Annotated in this window: 16 protein-coding genes; 11 read left to right on the top strand and 5 right to left on the bottom strand. The window is 58.8% G+C overall.

From position 1 onward, the window contains the following. Nucleotides 1–7: 7 nt before the first annotated feature. Nucleotides 8–3,184 (bottom strand): acetyl-CoA carboxylase family protein, encoded by a 3,177-nt coding sequence (locus tag QDX22_RS07825; protein WP_279717724.1) that lies wholly within the window; start codon nt 3,182–3,184, stop codon nt 8–10. Between the two features lie 261 nt (nt 3,185–3,445). Between QDX22_RS07825 and QDX22_RS07820 the strand changes: the two genes are divergently transcribed. The 4 genes from QDX22_RS07820 to QDX22_RS07805 all read left to right on the top strand — a co-directional run bounded on the left by QDX22_RS07820 (nt 3,446) and on the right by QDX22_RS07805 (nt 6,640). Further along, nucleotides 3,446–3,652, top strand: coding sequence for a hypothetical protein (locus QDX22_RS07820; RefSeq protein WP_279717723.1), 207 nt, complete (start codon nt 3,446–3,448; stop codon nt 3,650–3,652). Between the two features lie 3 nt (nt 3,653–3,655). After that, nucleotides 3,656–5,086 carry a sodium:solute symporter family protein gene (locus QDX22_RS07815; protein ID WP_279717722.1) on the top strand — a complete coding sequence of 477 codons (1,431 nt, stop codon included), beginning with the start codon at nt 3,656–3,658 and terminating at the stop codon, nt 5,084–5,086. Between the two features lie 697 nt (nt 5,087–5,783). Then, nucleotides 5,784–6,236: an aldehyde dehydrogenase family protein gene (locus tag QDX22_RS07810; protein ID WP_279717721.1), complete on the top strand. Its 453-nt coding sequence runs from the start codon at nt 5,784–5,786 to the stop codon at nt 6,234–6,236. 2 nt (nt 6,237–6,238) lie between these two features. After that, nucleotides 6,239–6,640: a hypothetical protein gene (locus QDX22_RS07805; protein ID WP_279717720.1), complete on the top strand. Its 402-nt coding sequence runs from the start codon at nt 6,239–6,241 to the stop codon at nt 6,638–6,640. Here QDX22_RS07805 and QDX22_RS07800 read toward each other — a convergent pair. Beyond that, nucleotides 6,556–7,938, bottom strand: coding sequence for an amidase (locus QDX22_RS07800; RefSeq protein ID WP_279717719.1), 1,383 nt, complete (start codon nt 7,936–7,938; stop codon nt 6,556–6,558). The genes QDX22_RS07805 and QDX22_RS07800 overlap by 85 nt on opposite strands. Before the next feature lie 44 nt (nt 7,939–7,982). On the opposite strand from QDX22_RS07800, the gene QDX22_RS07795 reads away from it, so the two are divergent. Both QDX22_RS07795 and pheA read left to right on the top strand, forming a co-directional pair. Next, nucleotides 7,983–8,309 carry a rhodanese-like domain-containing protein gene (locus tag QDX22_RS07795; protein ID WP_279717718.1) on the top strand — a complete coding sequence of 109 codons (327 nt, stop codon included), beginning with the start codon at nt 7,983–7,985 and terminating at the stop codon, nt 8,307–8,309. Between the two features lie 6 nt (nt 8,310–8,315). Beyond that, nucleotides 8,316–9,236, top strand: a complete 921-nt coding sequence (pheA, locus tag QDX22_RS07790) for a prephenate dehydratase (protein WP_279717717.1) — start codon at nt 8,316–8,318, stop codon at nt 9,234–9,236. Here pheA and QDX22_RS07785 read toward each other — a convergent pair. Next, nucleotides 9,216–10,295 (bottom strand): diacylglycerol/lipid kinase family protein, encoded by a 1,080-nt coding sequence (locus QDX22_RS07785; protein ID WP_279717716.1) that lies wholly within the window; start codon nt 10,293–10,295, stop codon nt 9,216–9,218. The two genes, pheA and QDX22_RS07785, sit on opposite strands and share 21 nt — an antisense overlap. Before the next feature lie 65 nt (nt 10,296–10,360). Between QDX22_RS07785 and serS the strand changes: the two genes are divergently transcribed. Continuing rightward, nucleotides 10,361–11,644, top strand: coding sequence for a serine--tRNA ligase (gene serS / locus QDX22_RS07780; RefSeq protein WP_279718188.1), 1,284 nt, complete (start codon nt 10,361–10,363; stop codon nt 11,642–11,644). 77 nt (nt 11,645–11,721) lie between these two features. Next, nucleotides 11,722–12,522 (top strand): HAD family hydrolase, encoded by an 801-nt coding sequence (locus QDX22_RS07775; protein WP_233492021.1) that lies wholly within the window; start codon nt 11,722–11,724, stop codon nt 12,520–12,522. On the opposite strand, the gene QDX22_RS07770 is transcribed toward QDX22_RS07775, so the two are convergent. Together QDX22_RS07770 and QDX22_RS07765 are read right to left on the bottom strand one after the other, a co-directional pair. Next, entirely contained in the window at nt 12,519–13,181 is a 663-nt protein-coding gene (locus QDX22_RS07770; RefSeq protein ID WP_279717715.1) for a hypothetical protein, read from the bottom strand. The genes QDX22_RS07775 and QDX22_RS07770 overlap by 4 nt on opposite strands. Nucleotides 13,182–13,356: 175 nt before the next feature. After that, nucleotides 13,357–13,836 (bottom strand): inorganic diphosphatase, encoded by a 480-nt coding sequence (locus QDX22_RS07765; protein WP_110101602.1) that lies wholly within the window; start codon nt 13,834–13,836, stop codon nt 13,357–13,359. Between the two features lie 103 nt (nt 13,837–13,939). On the opposite strand from QDX22_RS07765, the gene QDX22_RS07760 reads away from it, so the two are divergent. From QDX22_RS07760 to tilS, 3 genes are read left to right on the top strand one after another with little or no spacing between them, the layout of a single operon-like run. Continuing rightward, nucleotides 13,940–15,325 (top strand): D-alanyl-D-alanine carboxypeptidase/D-alanyl-D-alanine-endopeptidase, encoded by a 1,386-nt coding sequence (locus tag QDX22_RS07760; RefSeq protein WP_279717714.1) that lies wholly within the window; start codon nt 13,940–13,942, stop codon nt 15,323–15,325. 37 nt (nt 15,326–15,362) lie between these two features. Beyond that, nucleotides 15,363–16,340: a zinc-dependent metalloprotease gene (locus QDX22_RS07755; protein WP_158524780.1), complete on the top strand. Its 978-nt coding sequence runs from the start codon at nt 15,363–15,365 to the stop codon at nt 16,338–16,340. After that, on the top strand, nt 16,337–17,428 hold the full coding sequence (tilS, locus tag QDX22_RS07750; RefSeq protein WP_279717713.1) for a tRNA lysidine(34) synthetase TilS: 1,092 nt from the start codon (nt 16,337–16,339) through the stop codon (nt 17,426–17,428). Before QDX22_RS07755 ends, tilS begins: the two co-directional genes overlap by 4 nt.

The raw sequence follows: 17,428 nt of genomic DNA, 5'->3' as shown, positions 1-17,428 counted from the left end.
GTTCCTTTCACCAGGTGTCGATGTAGCGGCCAGTAGAGCTGTTTGGAATATGATTACCGACTGTCGCTACGATCCAATGGCGGGTTTCGGAGGGGTCGATGACTTCGTCGAATTCATGCTTCATAGCGGCATTGACCGCCTTACCTTTTTCATAGTGATCATCGAGGAGCTGCTGATATCGGCGATCTTTTTCTTGTGGGTTATCGATGGCATCTAATTCTTTCGAATAGCCCAAGCGAACCGCGCCCTCCAGCCCCATGGCTCCCACTTCGCCGGTAGGCCATGCCACGGTAGCGACAGTTTCGAAAAATCCACCAGCGGCCATCGCCTGGGCACCGAGCCCGTAGGCTTTACGCACAATAACCGTAATCATAGGTACTCGAAGCTGAGAACCAATGACGAATAGTCTGCTGAAGTGACGGACTGTTGCGGTTTTCTCACTCTCCGGCCCCACCATGAAGCCAGGGGTGTCACACAAGGAGATGACAGGAAGATGGTGCGCATCGCACAATTGCAGGAAGCGTGCCATCTTATCTGCGGCTTCAGCGTCAATCGCGCCACCAAGGTGCATGGGGTTGTTGGCGACTAAGCCCATCGGCTGCCCCTCTATGCGGACCAGTGCAGTGATAGCTCCAACTCCAAAGTCTTTTCTGAGTTCTAGAACAGAACCCTCATCGGCCAGAGTCTCGATCAGTTTGCGAATGTCGTAGACGTGTTTGCGGTTTTCTCCCACGGCATGTCGTAGGAGCCTTTGGTCAGCCACCGAGAACTCTTCGCGAGTGCCAGTGAAGAATGACAGGTAGAGTTTGGCCGTCTCCGTTGCTGCCTTGTCGTCGTCGACAATAATGTCAACCACACCGTTTGGGCCTTGTACTTCCATGGGACCAATGTCTTCCGGCGCGTAGCTCCCCAAACCTCCACCCTCAATCATCGCAGGGCCCGCCATTCCCACGTTGGCGGATTTTGTCGCAATGATGACATCGCAAGTACCGAGCAAGGCGGCATTTCCTGCGAAGCAGCGTCCGGTGACCACACCGATGGTCGGTACATGGCCACTTAGCCGACCCATAGCTGCGAATGTAGTATTATTAAGTCCTGCCGTTGAAATGTTGGACGTGTCTGTTTCACCTGGTCGCCCACCCCCTCCTTCGGCAAAAAAGATCACTGGTATCTGACGGACCCGGGCAACGTCCAGCAAGCGGTCAGTTTTCTTGTGACTGAAATACCCCTGCGTTCCGGCGAGCACGGTGTAGTCGTAAGCGAGTACTGCGCAGTCAGTGCCATTAACTTTAGCGAGTCCGGTAACGATTCCGTCCGCAGGGGTGTTTGTGATCAAGTCCTGTATTTCTCGCCGTTGGCGTTGGGCCGCGACGGGAAATGTCCCGTACTCCAAGAACGTATCAGGGTCAACTAGAGCGTCGATTGTCTCCCTTGCGGTGAGATGGCCACGGTCGTGTCTCCGAGCCACAGCTTGGGGGCGCGCGGCATCTTGGGTCAGGTATACACGCTCCTGGAGAGCCGCTAAATCTGCACGAATTTCATCTAAATTCTGTTTGGGGATATTTGCAGAGAGTGACTCGAATTCCCCCTTTACCGGGTGAAGACGGGCAATTATTTGACCTGCTTCGACTTGTTGACCAACTTCTATGAGGAGTTCAGTGATTTCCGTTGTTGCCCCGGTTGTGACAGGATGTTCCATCTTCATCGCCTCGATGGTAGCGATACTCTGTGATGGGCCAACTTGTTGACCGACCGTCACATCGATGCTCACGACTGAACCACTCTGAGGAGCTACAATAGTCGCCGGGTCACCCTTCGGGGGTAGGGCTTTCTTCTCCGCGAGTTTGTCGTCCAACCAGGCTGTAGTCACTAAGCCTTCACGTATAGTGCAATCGGCTAGGACTTCCGAGAGGAAGGCGATGTTTGTTGCTACACCTTCAATGCGGATCGCACGAAGGGCCTCTTCCGCTTCTGTGCAAGCCTGTTCGTAGTCCCCGTCAGTGACGGAGATTACTTTGGCTAGGAGTGAGTCAAAATTCCGGCCAACTTCCTGCCCCACTTGCAGATGTGTATCGACACGGAGGTTGCTAGGTACCTCCAAAGATGTAATAGTCCCTGTCGAAGCAGTCCATACGCCATCAGTGAGTTCTTCTGCGTTCACCCGCGATTGGAAGGCAAAACGGTGTTCTGGAGGGAACATAATAGACGTCTCAAGTCCCAAAGCGGTTAGTGATTCACCTGTAGCTACGCGAAGCTGCATTTGAACTAAGTCGATATGGAATAGCTCTTCCGTCACCGTATGTTCGACCTGGAGACGGGGATTGACCTCGATAAACACATGATCCAGTTGACCTGTATTTCGCAATTTCTGAGCATCTACTAGAAACTCCACAGTAGCGAGCCCGCAATAGTCACTGGAGTCAAAGAGCGCTAAAGCGTCTGTGAGGAGACGCTCGCGGTGCTTGTCTTGGAGAATTGGGCTGGGAGTGATCTCAATGACTTTTTGGTGCCGTCGCTGAATAGAACAATCTCGCTCAGCCCAAGCAACTCTGTTCCCGTGGTCATCGCACAGAACCTGTATTTCGAGGTGACGCGCTTCGGTCATGAGTCGTTCGGCGTATAGATCGGCTCTACCAAAAGCACGAAGGGCTTCGGATTTGCACCTAGAGACGACGGCTGGTAGCTCCTCGGTACTGCGCACAACGTGCATGCCACGTCCTCCGCCACCACTAACGGCTTTAACCATTACTCCGGAAGGGTTGTTCGTTAGCAGTTTCGTGATCTCCGCAATCCCCGCGGGTGAGCTTGTGGATTCTAGGACTGGAACGCCCTTCTTCTGTGCGTGATGGCGGCTGGCAGCTTTGTCTCCGAAGAGTCTTAAGATATCCGGTTTCGGGCCAATAAAATCGATGTCATTCTCAGCGCACGCTTCGGCAAATTGTGCGCTCTCGCTGAGGAAGCCGTACCCAGGGTGGATGGCCGAACTATTAGTGCGCTGCGCTGTTTCCACCAGGCAGTTGATGTCCAAATATGCGCCTGGGCCCGATTGAGAAAGTTCGACGGAGTCAGTTGAGAGAGGTGATTCTCCTTGGGCGTGAACGTGCTGCGGTTGCCATCCCAACGACTTCACCGCTCGGGCGATTCTTACAGCGATCTCGCCGCGATTTGCGATTAGAACCTTCATCCCACTCCTTAGATGTGACGTAGAACACCCTAAGATTATCAAAGTTGACATCAACTTCAACCCTTGATGCCACGGGGGTGCGCTGTTTTAGTGAGTCGGTTGGGGCTTTCAAAGTGACCTACGCCACATTATAGTGTATTGTTGACGTTGAACTCATGTTCATGTCGTTGTGTTTTGTGTTTTCGTCCGAAGATCATGCTTGCGGCCTATGTAGGACTTCTGGACGGGGCTCAGCCACATTAATTTATGGAAGGAAGCATCTTGAGCTCAGAAAAGAGCCAAAAGGTAACCTCGGGTGAAATAGGCCTGTTGGTCGCCATAGCACTGGTTGCTACTATCGCTTTTTCTCCAATCGGAAGTAGCTTCTCTATTGGAGGCATCGATCTTGTTGCCTGGTTTCTCTACGCGTTAATGGTTTTAAGTCCTGTAGTGGCGCTCATTATGGCCCTGCGCAGCAGAAAGGACTAGATAATGACACTCTTCATGGTTCTTGCATATTTCGTAGTTCTTATTGTGATTGGTGTCATTGCATACCGTAGAGTCCGTAACTCTACTGAAGAATTTTTCGTAGCCGGGCGCTCTCTTGGAACGTTCGTCAATTCTTGGGCGTTCTTGGCGAGCTTGGCTAGTGGTGGAACCGTGATGGCAGGTGCCGGTACAGCGCTTGCTTTGGGGCTTCCATATGGCGCAGCGCTAACAGCCGGTGCAACTGTCGGGTTTGTAGTTGCCTCAATTTTGGTCGCTCGGCCCCTGCGTGCTTTAGGGAAGTACACCCTGCCTGACTTCTTCAAGGCTCGGTTTGGCAGTAAGACAATGCGCGTGCTCGTCCCACTCCTTATCGTTATCGCAAGTGGCACTTACATTGTGTCGCAGTTGCGAGGCTCGGCGATCGTTGCCGGCTATCTGATGGGATGGAATTATCAGACGAGTCTTTGGATCACAGGATTGGTCTTCATTCTCTATGTCTCCATCGGAGGATTCCTGTCGGTGACCTGGAATGATATTTTCCAAGGCATTTTGCTGGTGTCGTGTGTTGTGGGCTTGGGGGTGGCCTGTTATTCAGCCATGAGCGACTACTCAGCAAGTTGGGCGGCGACGTTGGAAGCGTTTCCCGCGGTTGGCGCCCCGAGTGATGCTGTTCCGGTGTGGTCTTCCGTAGGGGCCTTCTTGACTTGGGCCACGGCAATATGTGTTCTGCCACACATCATTATGAGAGTCTACTCTGCCCGCAACGTACGTTCCGCCCGAACGTCACTCAACATCTCTATGCTTATCTTCAGTGTGGTGATCCTCATTAATGCATTCATCCTCGTGCCGGCAGCGGCGACCTTGATTCCAAACTTGGATCTAAGCAATCCAGATGCAGTATTTCTCGCTTTGTCCAGTCATGTATTCGGCCCCATAGGTGAAGGCCTTGTGGCTGCCGCGGTTCTTGCCGCCATCATGTCTACAACTGCGGGACTTCTTATGGCCTGCAACTCTGCCATCGGTCATGACCTTTACCGCGGGATTTTCCGACCACAGGCTAGTGAAAAAGAAGTTATCCGGGTGACTCAAGGGGCTACTTGGCTTGTGGGGATCGTCTGCATCCTGTTTGCACTCAATCCACCTGAGTTTATTGTTGTCCTTTACACGGCTGCGGTTGCCCTTCTTGCTTCTGCATTTTTCGCGCCCATGGTTCTAGGAATTTGGTGGAAGAAGACAACTTCAGCAGGTGCGCTTGCCGGGATGATCGGGGGCGCTACAACGTTCAGTATCCTTGTCATGTCGGATATGCCCGCCTCTGCTGAAATCCTCGTCAGTTTGCCGGTGTCGCTGGGCATAACAGTCGCCGTTAGTGCGATGTCTAAGGACCAACGAAAATCGTCAACGGTGAAGTTGACCGAAGGCGAACCGGCTTGATGGTTGGGAAGTGGTTTATTGAACTAGTCCTACCGGCGGAGTACTTGCTCAGAGAAAGTGAAGAATAGTGTTCGCCGCCCCTTAGCCAAATGAACATCTTTGTAGGATGAGACTTTTGGCAGATTACCAAGTGGCTGGATGATCCTCTGCGGGGTTTACCGTGAGGCGATTCTCAGCCCTCAGATGAAGGTGTTCACTGATCAGCAATGAATAGCGTGAGACCTCAAAATGTTGGTAGCGAATGACGTGTCACTGGTAGGTCATCTGAGAACGGAATTTTTCTCCAATCGGCACAGCTTCAGTTTGGACCTACAGGTGTGACATATGTGTTGGACAGCAGTATGGGGTAGCCCCCGTCGCGGTGAGACCTTGAAGACAGGATACCCCCCAGGGTCGGTTACTTATCGACGCCGATCGCGATTGTGGCCGCGGATTCCCGTGGCAGTCATTCCTCGTTGGGAGGCTAACGAATCGTATACAACGACGAGATTGCCTAGAGACGCTGGCTAGGAATGGCCAAGTGACCATCCGGAATACTTATATCAGAGATACCCAAGCCGGCTCCGGTCCGTTTTTGTGAACTAATGATGGACCGGAGCCGAAGTGACTGAGATTGGGCATCGGATTAGATATCGGTCCGGCCACACGTGGAGCGCAAAGAAATGGGATCATATTCTTTTATACCGGTGGTGAGCGCGTGGGACGGATCGTGTACGAGGCGGCCGCTCAACAGCTGACCCCGGTGACCTTGGAGCTGGGTGGTAAATCTCCGGCGGTGGTCTCCGACGGTCCGGTGGGGACCATTGCCAAACGGCTGGCTTGGGGGAAGTTCGTCAATGCCGGCCAAACTTGTGTGGCTCCGGACTATGTGCTGGCTGTGGGTGATCAGATGCGAGACAAGCTCGAAGCAGAGTTGCCCAAGGTCATTGATGAGTTTTATGAGTCCAGCCCGGAAAGTTCGTTGGATTATGGTCGTCTGATCTCTGCGGAACACACTCAGCGATTGGTTGAGATGTTACAGCAGACTCTCGATGCGGGAGCGGAACTGAATCGGGCTGAGGTGTCCAAGACCGATCAGCTCGATACCCTCAAGGCGGTCTACCCGCCTTACGGGTGGGCGAAGAAACAGTTCACCAAGCGGGTGCTGTAGTCATGGCGAAGTCGTGGTACCCCTCCCAGCAGCCGGAAGAGCCGGAGGATCATGACGCCGAGCCGAACGAATGGCTCGATGATCCTACTCAGCCCGCCGAACGGGGCCTGCCGAGGTGGGGTGAGGCTCACGACGAGATAGCGGAAACGCCCAGCCCGTTCGGTGATAACCCGTACGCGGAGCAACCACTGGCCGGTCCGTGGGGTGATGGTTCACCGCAGGAAACCCTGGCCGGGGATTATCCGGTGATTGCCAATACCCCGACACAGGGCTCGGAGACGGAGACGGAGGCAGATCGGTCCTCAGCCCACCGGGGTGATCAACGTTCCTCGTCGGGTTGCTTATTCTTGGTGGCGTTGCTCGGGTTGAGCACCTCCATCCTGGCAGCCAGGGCCAAAAGCTGAGCTTCGGTTCCGGGCCGGCCAATGGCCTGGACGGACCACTGGTCAGTGACCGGAATAGAGATGGCCGGTAGCCCCATGACGTTGATCATCGAGGTATAGGGCGTAAACCGGCACTGATAGTCGTAGTTGGCCTGCGGTTCCAGCTCGCGGAAAGCGCCAATTTTCGGTGGCTGGAAGGCCAACACCGGGGTGAGCACAATATCGGTTTGTCCTAGTTCAGCCCGGGTGTCCTGAGCCCACTGGGTCAGGTTGCCTTCGGCCTCGGCAACCTGGTCGGCGCTGAGGTTGGCGGTACTGGTTAAGAAGTACTCGGCCAAATCGTCCAGGCCTTCGGTGGTGGGCATCGGCGCCCGGTGTAGCCCGGAGGTCCACACAATCTGGAAGTTCTCGTGGTAGCCCGGAAAGTAAATCAGATCCAGCTCGGTGACCAGGTGCTCATCTTGGGTGAGCATGCTGGCCGCTTGGGTCAGGGCTTCGACCGCGCCTCGGGCCAAGGAGATCTGCAGATCCGGGTGGAAGGGGGAGGCTGTCGTCACGCCGATCGTCATCGGGGCTAGGCCTTCAGCACCCTGCTGGACGGCGTGCAAGTACCGGCCCGGTGCTACGGAGGTGGGATCCATGAACGCGTCCATCAGTAGTGCCGCATCGGCGGCGGTACGTGCCAGCGGGCCGGTGACACTGAGATTGGTAACCGTCTCGCGCTGATCATCGCAGCTGAGTGTGCCACGGCCGGGCTTCAGGCCGACCAGTCCGGTGGCCGCGGCCGGGATGCGGATCGAACCACCGCCGTCGGTCCCGGGGGCCAGGGGCAACAGTCCGGCAGCCACCGCAGCGGCGGCCCCGCCAGAGGATCCGGTCGGGGTGGTTTCCATATCGCGAGGGTTACGCGCCGGGGGATCGATCAGATTCTCCGAATACGTCGAGAGCCCGAACTCCGGGACGGTGGTTTTGCCCACTTGCACGGTGCCAGCTTCGGTCAGTAGTTCCGCTGAGGGGTCATTGCTGGGTTCAGGCACGGCATCGGCAAAGACCCGGGAGCCAAACCGGGTGGGCATTCCGGCCACGCGCACCAGGTCCTTGAAGGCAGTTGGGATCCCGTGCAGGGCGGCGCGGTGATCGACCGGTAGCTCGTCGAGGACGGCCGCACGCTCACGGGCTAGGTCTTCATTCACGTGGCTCAACGCGCCCAGTTCGGGGCGGGAGCGAATCTGTTCCAGGTAGTACTTGGTCACCTCGGTGGCGCTGACGGCTGATGCGCTCAACTGATCGCGAAGTTCCACGGCGGAAAGATGGTTCATGACTCTTACTGTAACGAATCCCGCCGTCTCAGTAGGCTAGGATCATGAGTCTTTTCGAAACCGTCAGTGTCAACGATGTTCCCGATGATGCCACCATCCTGGACGTGCGTGAGGACTATGAATTCCAGGTGGGGCGACCGGTCGGTGCGATCCACTTACCGCTGGGGGATCTACCGGTCCGTTTGGAGCAGCTGGACCCCGACGAGGATTATTACGTGATCTGCCGGACCGGGGGCCGGTCGGCGAAGGCGGCCGAATACCTGGAGTCTCAGGGGTACACGGCCTTCAATGTCGCTGGGGGTAACGGCGCGTGGTTCGAAGCCGGTAAGCCGATGGAAGCCGATGGCGACGCCGAACCGCAGGTGAAATAACCAGCGATGACCGCAGCACAGCGTTATGCCTTCCTGGGGCCGGAAGGCACTTTTACCGAGGCCGCGTTGCGACAAGTGATCACCGAGGACGATCAGGCCGTGGCGGCCGGTTCGGTGATGAGTGCCCTGAGTATGGTGCGCCGCGGCGAGGTTGATGCCGCGGTCGTACCGATCGAAAACTCCGTGGAGGGCGGGGTCAGCGCCACCCTGGACTCGATCGCGGCCGGTTCCTTGCAGATCTACCGTGAAGTGCTGGTGCCGATCACCTTCGTACTGGTCAGCCCTGACGCCCGCGAGCTGTCAGCAATTCAGGAGGTCACCACCCACTCCCACGCCTGGGCGCAGGTACGGGGCTGGGCCGAGGAGACCATCCCGCACGCGGAATTTGTGCCGGCCGGGTCCACCGCTGCCGGAGCTCGGGCGCTACACCCCGGACAGGCCGGGGTGTGTGCCCCGCATTTGGCGCAGGAACTAGGACTGCACGTGTTGGCCTCGGCCATTGAGGACACCCCGGGTGCGGTCACTCGATTCGTGGTGGTCTCCGGCCCGGGTAGCCCGGGAAAGCCCACCGGATCGGATAGAACCACGCTGGTGGTGCCACTGCCACAAGATCGTCCGGGTGCGTTGATGCAGATTCTGGAACAGTTTTCCGCCCGCGGGATCAACCTCTCCCGGATCGAGTCCCGCCCCACCGGGGCCGGGTTGGGCCAGTACTTTTTCTCGATCGATCTGGAGGGACACCTGGCCGATCAGCGCGTGGGGGCCAGTTTGGCTGCGCTGTACCGGATGTTTCCGCAGATCACGTTCTTGGGATCATATCCGCGGGCGGATCGGCGCCACTACCAGATCGATGAGCACTTCAGCGATGAGGCGTATCAACGAGGTCAGGCCTGGGTGCGTCAGCTGTTAGCACCGGACGCGCAATGAGCCGGGATTGACCGTGGCGGTGATCCGGCGCGCGGTGCCGGTGGCGTCGCCGTCCTGTTGGGAAATCATGGGCTCGGCCAACTCGATCACACATTTTTGACCCTGCATGGTGTCCACGGCGCGCAAGGGCGCGTGATTTTTGGAGATTGCGTTGAGCGCCACCCGGGCCCAGTCCCATAGGTTGCGCGGGGCCAGGAGCATTACGTCGAGTAACCCGTCGTAGATACTGGCGTGTGGCACCATGCGGATGCCACCTTGGAGCATGCCACAGTTGGCAATCATCACCGAGCGTACTTTGGATCGACGGGCGGGTTGATCATCAATCGAGACCCAGATGGGTTTGCGTTTGCCCGGGAGCTTACGCATCCCGGCCTCTCCATAGGCCAGCCAGCCGGCGGCCTGTTTGATGCCGTCACGGGTATCGGACATGATCTCAGCGTCGATGCCGGCCCCGGCGATCACCACGAAGGTGGAGGTCAGCACCGATTCGTCGGTGCGTTCCACGGTCAGGTCGATCGTGTCGATCGCGCGAGTGGTGCCTTGCAACGCCAGGCCGACGCACCGTTCGATGTCGTTATAGGGCAGATTGAGATTCCGGGCCAGCAAGTTTCCGGTGCCCACGGGGATAATGCCCAGATCGGCCTCGGTGTCCACGAGCGCCTCGGCCACCGCTCGCACCGTCCCGTCACCGCCGGCCGCGATGACCAGGGACGCGCCGTCGTTCAGGGCGTCCCGGCTGGCCTGGACGCCCGGGTCGTCTTCTTGGGTGGGGTAATGCTCGACCGATTCCACACCTAACAGGTAGGCGGCATGACGTACGGCTGCCAGCACCTCGACCAGCTCCCCCTTATGAGGATTCATCACCACTCCGATATGGCCGGGCACTTGCAGCGCCGTGGAGACCTCCGGTAGCTCGTACACCCGTTGCAATTGATTCATGAGGGCGGTGATGTGTTCCTCACGCTCATGGAGATCCTTGCGCAATTTCAGGGCCCACCCCAACGGTGCAATGGCCCCAACGCCCAGGGCAATGCTGGTGATGATCTGAGCTGGTCGCATAAAGCCCATACTACGGGGTGGGCAACGCTCATGGTCATCGTCGAGAATACGGTAGCCTGGTGAGCGTGATTGACGTCAAACACCTCACCGAGAACCCCGATCTGTACAAAGCGTCGCAGCGCGCTCGCGGTGACCAGCAATCCCTGGTGGATGACATCCTGGCTGCCGATCAACACCGTCGAGACACTCTGCAACGGTTCGAGTCGTTGCGGGCTGAACAAAAAGCGTTCGGTAAAAAAGTCGCCGGCGCTCACGGGGAGGAAAAGCAACGCCTACTCGATGAGGTCAAATCACTAGCAGCCCAGGTCAAGCAAGCCGAAGCTGCCGCCAATGACGCTGACGAACAGCTCAACCGGCTCGTCACGGTCTTCCCGAATCTGATTAGCGAGGGTATCCCCTCCGGCGGTGAAGAGAACTTCGCGGTCCTGGAGACCGTCGGTACCCCGCGCGAGTTCGACTTCGAGCCGAAAGATCACTTGCAGATCGGTGAGCTGATTGGTGCGATCGATATGGAACGGGGAGCCAAGGTCTCGGGCTCCCGGTTCTACTTCTTGACCGGCGTGGGTGCCCGGTTGGAAATTGCGCTGATGCAGATGGGACTGGACCAGGCGATTCAGGCAGGATTCACCCCGATTATTACTCCCACTCTGGTGCGTCCCGAAACCATGAACGGTACCGGTTTCGACGTTGAACACGACGATGAGATTTACCGGTTGGAGCGCGACGACCTCTACCTGGTGGGTACCTCCGAAGTGTCGCTGGCCGGATACTACGGGGATGAGATTCTGGATCTGTCCGCAGGGCCACGTCGTTTCGCCGGATGGTCGACCTGCTACCGTCGCGAAGCCGGGGCCGCCGGTAAGGACACCCGCGGTATTATCCGGGTTCACCAGTTCAACAAACTGGAAATGTTCGTTTACACTACCCCGGACCAGGCCGCTAAGGAACACCAGCGCCTGCTGGACTGGGAACGTGAGATGATGGCTAAAATCCAGGTGCCCTACCGCATCATCGATACCGCTGCCGGCGATCTGGGCACATCGGCGGCCCGCAAATTCGACTGTGAAGCCTGGGTCCCTACGCAAGGGACCTACCGCGAGCTGACTTCGACCTCGAATTGCACAACCTATCAGGCCCGGCGACTCAATGTTCGGCACCGGTTATTTGACGATCAGGGCAATAAGGCCGGTACGCAGACAGCAGCCACCCTTAATGGCACCCTGGCTACCACGCGCTGGCTGGTCGCCATCCTGGAGAACCACCAGAACGCTGACGGCTCAGTGACGGTTCCCGAAGCGTTGCGCCCCTATTTAGGCCTGGACGTACTGCCGGTGCTGGCTGCGGACTAATCCGCGCCCTGAACCCTCGGGCGGGGCTGGTTTCCAGCTGTTTACCCGCAGTTTGAAAGGTATGGTTAGCTGGATCCATGATCGAATCCGATGCGAAGATGGTATGCCTGGATGTTGATGGAACGTTGGTCGACCACGACGGGCATATGTCTCCTCGAGTCCGCGAGGCCGCGCAGGCGGTGATCGCACGCGGACATCACGTGATGATCGCAACGGGACGATCTCTTGGCGCGACTCTGCCGGTTATTGAGAACATTGGACTCACGGACGGATTTTCGGTGTGCTCCAACGGTGGGGTCACCCTTCAGCTAGGCTCCGAGTTTGACCGTGGCTACCAGGTCATTGACCGGCAGACGTTCGACCCTGCCCCGGTGTTGGGACAAGTCAAGCGCCGGATCCCCTCGGCCAAATTCGCGATCGAAACCGAATCCGGTGCGTTTCTGTCCACTGAGCGGTTCCAAGACTTTAGTTTTGGTGTCCGCGCCCGAGGCGTGAGCTTCCAAGAACTGTGTGAGGCCACCGCGGTGCGTCTCGTCGTGTTTTCTCAGGACTCCTCGGTCGAAGAATTTGGTGAAGCTGTCGAGTCCATCGGCTTGACCTCGGTGGCCTACTCGGTGGGCTATAACGCCTGGTTGGATGTGGCAGCCGCCGGCATCTCCAAAGCCTCCGGTCTGGAAGCGCTCCGGGAGAAGCTGGGTATCGACCAAGATCGGACGGTGGCTGTCGGAGATGGGTACAACGACACCGAGATGCTGGCCTGGGCGCAGCGCGGCGTGGCCATGGGGCAGGCACCCGAGCGGGTCAAACGGATCGCGAATGAAGTCACCGAACACGTCAATGATGACGGGCTGGCGTTGGTCTTGGAATCGTTACTCTAAACCCGGTGACCGTGCTCGGCCAGCGCGTGGCGATCGTAGAGGTGATCGTAGCTGGCCTCGAGGTGAGCGGCGATGGCTGCCCGCACCTGGTGTTCACTCTTAAACAACGAGCGCTTAATCGCTTGCGAGACAGCCTGCACTGTGATGCCCAGAGCCTCGGCAACATCGCGTTGCTGGCCTCGCATTCCCGGGGTCATCATGTCAATCACGGCCCATTCGGCCACGGAGCGCCGGGAAATGGTGTGCCCCAATAGTTGTAAGACCGACTGGGCATGCTCGGCAAACCGAGCTGAGTCGAAATTCAGGCTGGGCTGGGCGACGTGGACTCGCACCGGGGCGATCTGGCCCTGCTTGGCTGCCGCCAGTAGTGCCTGCCGGGAGGCATCCAGGCCTGGCCCGGCGAGGTGTTCTTGATCGGAGGAATCGAGACGACCAATCCCGATGCCGACGCTGAGCTGACCCAGGCGCAATGCGTGCAAGGCCGTGTCAATCACAGCGTCGGTATCGGTCAACAGTGTGGTTAAGCGTTCGGAGTCTCGCTGTATCACGATCATGTCGGGCTGATCTGCGGGCGTGTGATTTCGCACACGTTCAGCCAACAAATCCAGGTGCGAGGAGGCGGAGCCCCGCGGTCGGTCGGCGATCGATACAACGTACATGTGTGGTCCGTTCTTGTTTTAAGAGCCGGAAGTTCAAAAAATAAATGCTGGAACCTTTATTGAGGTAAATCCTTCTGGAAAACCATCAATAAGTGGTAACTCCAGAGTATAAACATTTTTTTCTGACGGGGAGGCTTCTTAAGCTGTGTCGGAAGAACCGTTCGGCGTGAGGTGATTAACCGTGGTAGCGCTCGATGGAGGCCTTCAATTCTGCCTCTGCTTCGTCACGGCCCTTCCAGCCATCAGCCTTGACCCACTTGCCTGGCTCCAGGTCTTTGTAGTGGGTGAAGAAGTGCTCGATCTCTGACTTCAGCCAGTCACTGACGTCTTGGATGTCCTGAATGTGCTCGAAGCGTGGATCATCGACGACGCACAACAGTTTATCGTCGCCACCGCCGTCATCGGTCATCGAGAACATACCGATCGGCCGGGCTTCGACCACCACGCCGGGAACCAAGTCCACATCGGGCAGATAGATCAACGCGTCCAGCGGATCGCCGTCCTCGCCCAGGGTGTTTTCAAAATAGCCGTAATGAGTCGGGTACTGCATCGAGGTGAACAGCAACCGGTCCAAATGGATTCGACCGGTCTGATGATCGATCTCGTATTTCACCCGGGAACCGGAGGGGATTTCGACGGTCACATCGTGGTTCATGGCGCTGAGTTCTCCTATAAACTACTAGAGGTCCAATGACCCGGAATCGGGTTCATCTCCTGCTTATCAAACTTTACTGCCCACAGAAAACGGGGGAGCGTGCATGTCCAAATTATCTTTCGCGTTGGGCGGTTTCGCGCTGGTCCCGTTGGCTTTCCTGACGACGGTTGCGGTGGCCTCCGGGCTCCTGATCACTCCCACCCCGGCATTGAGCGCTCCGAAACTGACCATCGCACAAAAGACGATGAACCACGCCGAGGTAGCCTTCACCGACTATCTCCAACAGGTCGAGGAGACCTCAGCCATCGACCCGCAGGCCTTGGAATCCCAGCTGGGCGGCACCGGCTCAGCAGACATCGCCATGATGGTGGTGGATGGCTACACCGGCGACGAGCTCTACAGCCGGCACGCCGATGACATCCGAACGCCGGCCTCGTCCCTGAAACTCATCAGCGGTGTGGCCATTTTGGATCACCTGGACCCCGCACACCGTTTCACCACCACCGTGAGCGTTACGGATCATCAGCTGACCATCCACGCCGGCGGTGACGCGCTGATGGGAGTGGAGGACTCGGATGACCGGGCCGTTGCGGGACGAGCCGGGCTGAAAACCCTCGCCGAGGACACCTTGGCTGCTCTGGACGAACGAGAAGCCACTGGGGAGTACACGGTAGCCGTCGAGGTGGCCGACTATCAACAGCTTCACCCGGATTGGGAAGAAGAGGGCATGGTGACCTCGGGCAATATCTCTCAGGTCACCCCAATTGCCACCTTCGGCGCCCGGGCCCACAAGTCCTCCGGGACCGATCGCGTTCACGATCCGGCTGGTTTTGTGGCCAGCACCTTCTGGCAACACCTCGATGAGGCGCTGCCAGAAGACTCCGATCTCACCGTCACCCTGGCCGAGCAATCGGTGACCACCGAGACCGTGGACGGTGAGGAACTGGCCAGCGCGGAATCGGCCACCGTAGCCGAGCAACTCGCCTACGGCATCAAAGAATCCGATAACCAAATCATGGAAGTCTTGGCCCGGCAAGCTGCCATGGCCAGCGGTTTTGAACCCAACGTGACCGGTGTCCAACAGATGATCACCGAGACCGTCGACGAACACGGTCTGAGCAACACCACCATCGCTGATGCCTCCGGGCTGTCGTCACTTAATCTCACCACCGCCTCGGATCTGGTGGAGATCGTCGAAACGATCTCCACCACCCCGGAACTGAGCCCGATTGATGAGGGGCTGCCCGTGGCCGGATCCGACGGGACGTTGGCCACCCGCATGGACGAGGGGCCCACCGCAGGCACCGTGCGGGCCAAAACCGGGACGCTAGCGGCCTCGGTGACCCTGTCGGGAATCACGACCACGCAAGATGGCCGGCCAGTGTACTTTGTGCTGATCTCGCCGCAAGACATCGGCGGGGGAGGCATCCTGGATGCCCGGAGCGACCTGGACCAGCTGACCACCGCGCTGACCAGTTGTGGTTGCTGATTCTTTCAGCTGAGTGTGCTGTGATGGTCGTATGGAGATGATCGACGTAGACCTGGCGGCGACCACCGCGCGCGCCACTGCCCGGCCCGGAGTGCGCCTCTCACCCCGGCAAGCCCGGGCCGAAGTCGCCGGGTTACATGCGGCCGCCACGACTTCGGTGGAGACCGTGCAACAGCTCACCGGGTTGGACGTGGCGCGCGGTCTGGATGACTCGCAGGTGCTGGTGTTGGACCGCCCCGGCTGGGCCCGCTCCACGGCAACCGGGCTGGTGGAGATGACCCGTCCCGGGTTCGAAGCCGTCCAAGCTCGCAATCCGCTCTACACCTCCCGAATCTTTGCCGGTGCCTCGCGGGCCACCGCCTCGGTGCAGCTCGGCACCGTGCTGGGTTATCTCTCCACCCGGATTCTGGGTCAGTATGACCCCTTCGTCCCCGGCCCGGCCGGGGGAGGTCGGTTGGCGTTGGTGGCCCCGAATACCGCGATGATCCGAGGCGAGCTCGACCTCGATCCGGTGGACTTCCGCCTCTGGGTGTGCCTGCATGAACAAACCCACCGCGTGCAATTTGCCGCAGCACCCTGGCTGGCTGAGTACTTACAACAGGCCGTCACCTCATTGCTGGTGATGATGACTGACCCCGATCAGGCCCTGAGTGGCCGAGATGCCATCAAAGCGCAGATGTCGACGGTCAACGGTGTGATGTCGCTGTTGGAAGGCCACGCCAATGTGGTCATGGATGCCGTCTCGACCAGTCTGGTCCCCACCAAACACACCATTCGGCGTCGGTTCAACGACCGCAAACCGCCCGGTGGTCCGTTGGGTGCCCTGTTCCGCAAACTCATTGGCATGGACGCGAAAGCCGCGCAATATCGAAACGGTCAACAATTCGTGCAGGCGGTGGTCGCGCAGATCGGGATGGATGGATTCAACCGCGTATTCACCGACGCCCGCTACATGCCCACCGAGGCGGAACTGCACGACGCTACGGCCTGGATCGCCCGCACTGAGGCCCTGTGAACCACTGGCAGACCCGGCCGCAGTTGACCGGCGCGTTTCCGCCCGCCCGCCGGTGGCCAGAACCGTTGCATCGAGGGCTGGCGCAATTGCAACGACTCACCCGTCCCCAGTCACTGACGCTGCTGGGAGTTTCGGGTGGGGCCGACTCCATGGCCTTACTCGTCGTCGCGACGCTGTGCCAGACCAGAGCAGACCACACCCGACGGTTTGGGGTGATCAGCCTCGACCATCAGCTTCAGTCGGGTACTGCCGAGGTCGCTGCCGCGGTGGCGACGATCGCGACCAAACTCGGGCTCGAGCCAGTGATCACCCGTGCCCTTGATCTGCCGGAAACCGGAACCGGGGGACTGGAAGCCACCGCTCGGGTGGGGCGTCTGGAAGCCTTTGCCCAGGGTGCTCACACCACCGGGGCCCAGGCCGTGGCACTGGGACACACCGCCGATGATCAGGCCGAACAAGTCCTGTTGGGCCTGGTGCGCGGGTCCGGTCCGCGCTCGCTGGCCGGTATCGCCGAAACCACCACCTATGGTGAGTTACACCACCCGTTGCATGTGGTGCGCCCTTTCTTAGGGATTTCCCGGGCTGAGACCGAACAGATCTGTCACTGGGCAGGAATCGAGCCGTGGCAGGATCCGATGAACACCGATCCGCGGATCCTGCGTGCCCGGATCCGCCACCAGGTGCTACCCGGGCTGGAACAGTTGGGTCCCACGGTGCGCTCCGGGCTCCTGGCCACCGCAGCCATTGCTGCCGAAGACGCCGCGTATTTGGAAGCTGAGGCACACCGGCGCTACCGAATGCTGGCCCAGATACACAAGGCAACCATCCGCTTTGACCTGCAGGCCGTCCGAGACCTTCCCGCCGCGCTGGGGCACCGGGTCATCGGCAAGGCAGTCACCGAACTGGGCGGCACACGGCCGTCTCGAGAGCGCACGCTGGCAGTGATGGAGCTAGCCCGGGCGCGTCCAGGTTCCTCGGCCGGGCCCATCCAGCTGGCAGGCGGGGTAGCCGCGCGCCGGAACCGAGGCCAAAATCCCGGCGAATATGACACACTAGAATTGTTCACTGTCCCCTCGTCACGGAGTTGA

The organism is Auritidibacter ignavus (genome assembly GCF_029853775.1).
Classification (GTDB): domain Bacteria; phylum Actinomycetota; class Actinomycetes; order Actinomycetales; family Micrococcaceae; genus Auritidibacter; species Auritidibacter ignavus.
Note: the sequence above shows the minus strand (reverse complement) of the source record. Positions and strands in the feature narration are given on the sequence as shown.

Coding starts and splice junctions, on each gene's coding strand:
- QDX22_RS07795 (WP_279717718.1), top strand. CDS start 7,983: ATGAGTCTTTTCGAAACCGTCAGTGTCAACGATGTTCCCGATGATGCC.
- QDX22_RS07785 (WP_279717716.1), bottom strand. CDS start 10,295: ATGCGACCAGCTCAGATCATCACCAGCATTGCCCTGGGCGTTGGGGCC.
- pheA (WP_279717717.1), top strand. CDS start 8,316: ATGACCGCAGCACAGCGTTATGCCTTCCTGGGGCCGGAAGGCACTTTT.
- QDX22_RS07825 (WP_279717724.1), bottom strand. CDS start 3,184: ATGAAGGTTCTAATCGCAAATCGCGGCGAGATCGCTGTAAGAATCGCC.
- QDX22_RS07765 (WP_110101602.1), bottom strand. CDS start 13,836: ATGAACCACGATGTGACCGTCGAAATCCCCTCCGGTTCCCGGGTGAAA.
- QDX22_RS07755 (WP_158524780.1), top strand. CDS start 15,363: ATGATCGACGTAGACCTGGCGGCGACCACCGCGCGCGCCACTGCCCGG.
- QDX22_RS07770 (WP_279717715.1), bottom strand. CDS start 13,181: ATGTACGTTGTATCGATCGCCGACCGACCGCGGGGCTCCGCCTCCTCG.
- QDX22_RS07760 (WP_279717714.1), top strand. CDS start 13,940: ATGTCCAAATTATCTTTCGCGTTGGGCGGTTTCGCGCTGGTCCCGTTG.
- QDX22_RS07815 (WP_279717722.1), top strand. CDS start 3,656: ATGACACTCTTCATGGTTCTTGCATATTTCGTAGTTCTTATTGTGATT.
- QDX22_RS07800 (WP_279717719.1), bottom strand. CDS start 7,938: ATGAACCATCTTTCCGCCGTGGAACTTCGCGATCAGTTGAGCGCATCA.
- QDX22_RS07805 (WP_279717720.1), top strand. CDS start 6,239: ATGGCGAAGTCGTGGTACCCCTCCCAGCAGCCGGAAGAGCCGGAGGAT.
- QDX22_RS07775 (WP_233492021.1), top strand. CDS start 11,722: ATGATCGAATCCGATGCGAAGATGGTATGCCTGGATGTTGATGGAACG.